Here is a 4,251-nt window from a genome sequence, read left to right as displayed (position 1 = left end):
TGCTCGTAGCAATGGGGACACCAATAAGCACCATACATCTTGACACCTTGCTTGGCTAGATGTTTTGCTAGGGCAATTTCAGCATTTCCAGATGTAGCGGTAATTTCCCAACCGATCTGGGGAGTCATGTCGGTAGTAGGTGCGAGGGATTCGATTTCCACACCGCTTCCGGCTGCATTGGCTTGTGGGAGTGACAGATTGGGCGATGATAGCCCAATTGTCAGATAAATAACGAGGATACCAAGTGCCATGAGTACTAACCGAGTGGACTTGAACAATTTGGAAATCGGGGAAGATTGACGATTCATGTAGTGGAAAACCTCTCAAATATATTTGTGATGTTGACTTAAAAAAGTTTTCACCCCTTTAAGTTTGGTCTGGATCTTAGAACTGGAGACTTGAGAATCGATCGATAATTCGAGAATTTATTCACTGGACAGATTGATTTATTTAATGATAGTGTGTGACAGATAGTTCGAGCGATCTAATTATGGCAGTAGTTTGGAGCAGCGAACAAATTCTGGCTTTAGCACCAGATGCCGGATCGGTCAAAAACGGCAAGGCACTGGCAACTGCTAATAAATGGCAAAACTTGGGCGGTACCGATCGCGTATTGTGGGGCGAATGCCAAGGCAGCGGCAAGAATCCCTATCAAGCCCAAATCGACCTCACCGAGCCAGCTTTTAAATGTAGCTGTCCCAGCCGCAAATTTCCCTGCAAGCATGGGCTGGGATTGTTTTTGCTCCATACCAGCCACACGAATTTATTTACTCAGGATGCCTTGCCAGACTGGGTACAAGACTGGATCGATAAACGATCGCAAACTGCCCAAAAGAAGGAAGAAAAACAAAAGGCACCTGTAGATGAGGTCGCCCAAGCAAAACGCCAGCAAAAGCGATCGGATAAAGTCAGCGCGGGAATTGCCGATCTGGATCTATGGCTTCAAGATATTATTAGTAGCGGTTTGGCAGATACACAAGCGCAATCCTATGGTTTTTGGGATGGGATGGCGGCGCGGTTGGTGGACGCTCAGGCACCAGGATTGGCTCGACGAGTGCGGCAATTAGCGGGGATTGCCAATAGTGGGCAGGCGGATTGGGCGAGTAAACTGCTCGTAGCATTGAGTCAGATTCATCTCATCATTCAAGGCTACCAGCGGCTAGATAACCTCTCGACAGAACTCGCAGCAGCAGTGCGATCGCAAGTCGGGTGGACGATTTCTCAAGACGAGCTATTAGGTTCATTTCAACGCGGGGAAGTCACCAGCGAGCAAGATGATTGGTTGGTAATGGGCAAAAGCCTGACGGAAGATGCTAACAGCAATCTCAAAACTCAGCGCGTATGGCTATTGGGGCAAAATAGCCAGAGAATCGCTTTAATTCTCAATTTTGCCGTTCGCAACCAACCGATCGATATCAGTTGGTTGCCTGGTTCGCTAGTACCTACAGAACTTATCTTTTTCCCTAGCAGTTACCCCTTGCGGGCGGTCGATCGAGATCGTCAAGACGCTCGGCAGCCAGAGACTATTCCAGGCGATGCAACAATCGAACTGGCGATCGATCGTTATCGTCAAGCCCTCATCCAAAACCTGTGGCTGGAAACATTTCCCTTATTAATTAAGGATGTCACGCCTAGCTATAGTGCCGGCAATTGGTCGATACGCGATCGCGAGCATAACTATTTACCCCTAGAATTAGCCGATCTGCGTGGCTGGCAACTGCTAGCTATAAGTGGCGGTCGATCGCTGACGCTGATGGGAGAATGGAATGGTCGCCAACTCCGACCCTTGGGCGTGTGGCACGATGGCGGCTATTGGCAAGCAAACGTTGGGGAGGTATGGTGATGAATGCTTGGGAAACACTAGTGGCGAGTGCCCTGGTAGGAACGAATCGACAAGAACCATCGATCGATCTGACTCATCCAGCCTTGGCAGATTATGAGGCAACCTTACCCAGTCAGTCGCCAATTCAACAAATCCTCAGCGCGGCAGGATTAATTGCTGCTTATCAAGCGGTTGGTAACAGTCCGATACCAACAACTGTGCCATTATTACCCCCTGCTGCTGAAGCCGATCTGCCTTGTTCCACCCAGTTAACCGCGCGGCATTTAAGTGCGATTTTGAATGAGAGTCGCTACGAGCCACTCTTGCCAGAATTCTTGCAACTACTGGCTCAGGCGGGACAAACTATCCCACCAGACTTTTTGCCCCTAATATTAGATCGGGGCAAACGCGATCGAAAACTGCGAGACTTAATCCTCTCAATTTTGGGCAATCGCGGACAGTGGTTAGTTCGCCAGAACCCAGATTGGGAATATGCGCTTGGTGGTGCGTTGGCGAAGCCTATCGGAACGATAATCGCATCTCTCGATCTCGCCCAGTTAGTGGAAATCTGGGCAACTGGTACCCGCAGCGAGCGGTTGGCAGCATTGACTCAATGGCGACAGATCCAACCCGCAGAGGCTCGGCAAGCGGTAGCAACTAGTTGGAAGCAAGATAAGGCAGATGATAGGCAAGCTTGGTTGGAAGTATTACAGACTAATTTGAGTCTGGATGATGAAGAGTTTTTAGAAGTGGCATTATTCGATCGGAGCGAACAAGTTAGACTACAATCATTAGATCTTCTCAATCGTTTACCCAGCCAATATCGCCAGCGATTAACAAAATTAGCCAGTCAATGTTTGAGTATTGAAGAGAAGGGTAAGAGTTGTAAAATTAAGCTCGATCTGCCTAAGGTTGGCGATAAGGAATGGCAAGCAGCAGGAGTAAATGACAAATCGGTTGGGATTACAAATATCAGAAATCTCGATCTGACACTGGAAGAATGGCAGGTTTTACAAGTTTTAATTGCTGCCGATCTGGATAGTTGGTCTGGAGATTTCGATCGATTATTAGATGCAGCCGTGAGGCACGAGCGAAGTTTACTCATCCTGACTGGCTGGGTGAAGGCAGCTTGCTATCAACAGCGACGCGATTGGATCGAAGCTTTATTAGATCGATCGTATTCTAGTTTAGAAGATTACCACGTTCGATTACTGTTACAATCTTTACCCGATAATGCCCAGGAATTTAGATCGCAATTCTTCACCAAGCTTTTGACTGCTGAGAACTTTGGCGATAACATCCATCGAACTTTGCAAGGAATGATAGAATTTAGCGACAACTGGAGTGCGCAAATTAGTAGTTTGGTAATGCAACAATTTCACAAATACATTCAGCAACTAGATCCTGAGAAAGCTTATTACTACTACGAACAAAATCACAGTAATATGCTCGGTCAATATCTAGACGTGAGTGTGTTGCCAGATCTTCAGCAAATGCAAACTGGATTACCTGTCGATAGGTTTAGTTATACCCTTTGCATCGAACTACTAGAATTTCGCCGAGATATGCGATCGGCTTTTAATACTGCTTAGAAGTGCGAATCAAAGAACTCTAGCTTCTATCGCAGATCTTCACCCACCCCTGCCCCTCCCAGGAGGGGATTTTTCCTCCCCAATATTTATCATGCCACCAAAAGCTAAAGCTAAAACCGCAATCGAAACCACAGTCGAAAGCACCATTACCACCCTACGCCAAAACGCCGAACACCAATTTGCCCACGAACTCGCCGAACTCAGTCAATCCGACACCCGCCAAAAGCCCCCCAACTGGCAACTCTCCCCCTGGGCGGTATCTACCTACTTACTCGGCGGCAAACTCGAAAATGGCTTTGAAGTCAGCCCCAAATATATCGGCAGTCGGCGGTTGATGGAAATCGCGATCGCGACATTGGCAACCGATCGAGCCTTACTGCTCTACGGCGTACCAGGTACCGCCAAATCCTGGGTATCCGAACACCTCACCGCAGCGGTGACGGGCGATTCTACCCTATTGATTCAAGGTACCGCAGGCACGAGCGAAGAGGCGATTCGCTACGGCTGGAACTATGCTTTATTATTAGCCGCAGGGCCATCGATGGCGGCGGTGGTGCCCAGTCCGATGATGAATGGGATGAACGATGGCAAAATCGTGCGGATTGAAGAATTAACGCGGATTCCAGCGGATGTACAGGATACCTTAATTACTGTCTTGTCTGAGAAAACGCTACCGATTCCCGAGATTGGCACAGCAGTCCAAGCCCAGAAAGGATTTAATGTGATTGCCACGGCAAATAATCGCGATAAGGGCGTGAACGAGCTATCGAGTGCTCTCAAACGCCGCTTTAATACCGTGATTTTACCCGTGCCCGATAGTGCCGACGAAGAAGTCGC

3 protein-coding genes and 1 pseudogene are annotated in these 4,251 nt (G+C 48.2%); 3 read left to right on the top strand and 1 reads right to left on the bottom strand.

Going from position 1 to position 4,251, the window contains the following annotated elements; genetic code table 11:
• Positions 1 to 251, bottom strand: a pseudogene (locus RMO84_RS17570) (hypothetical protein); the annotation flags it as partial.
• A 239-nt stretch (positions 252 to 490) separates the two neighbouring features.
• Between RMO84_RS17570 and RMO84_RS17565 the strand changes: the two are divergent.
• The 3 genes from RMO84_RS17565 to RMO84_RS17555 all read left to right on the top strand — a co-directional run.
• Positions 491 to 1,843 carry an SWIM zinc finger family protein gene (locus tag RMO84_RS17565; RefSeq protein WP_310489731.1) on the top strand — a complete coding sequence of 451 codons (1,353 nt, stop codon included), beginning with the start codon at positions 491 to 493 and terminating at the stop codon, positions 1,841 to 1,843.
• Complete coding sequence (locus tag RMO84_RS17560; protein ID WP_310489730.1) at positions 1,843 to 3,414, top strand: DUF5691 domain-containing protein; 1,572 nt, start codon at positions 1,843 to 1,845, stop codon at positions 3,412 to 3,414. The genes RMO84_RS17565 and RMO84_RS17560 overlap by 1 nt, the downstream gene beginning before the upstream one ends.
• A gap of 91 nt (positions 3,415 to 3,505) precedes the next feature.
• On the top strand, positions 3,506 to 4,251 hold a 746-nt coding region (locus RMO84_RS17555), incomplete at its 3' end, for an AAA family ATPase (RefSeq protein WP_310489729.1).

This window comes from Chamaesiphon sp. VAR_69_metabat_338 (genome assembly GCF_031423935.1).
In the GTDB taxonomy this organism is placed as follows: domain Bacteria; phylum Cyanobacteriota; class Cyanobacteriia; order Cyanobacteriales; family Chamaesiphonaceae; genus Chamaesiphon.
The sequence above is the reverse complement of the archived record's forward strand: the minus strand, read 5'-3'. Positions and strand labels throughout refer to the sequence as shown.

Excerpts from the sequence above, each read along its gene's own strand:
- RMO84_RS17560 (WP_310489730.1), top strand. The coding sequence starts at position 1,843 with ATGAATGCTTGGGAAACACTAGTGGCGAGTGCCCTGGTAGGAACGAAT.
- RMO84_RS17565 (WP_310489731.1), top strand. The coding sequence starts at position 491 with ATGGCAGTAGTTTGGAGCAGCGAACAAATTCTGGCTTTAGCACCAGAT.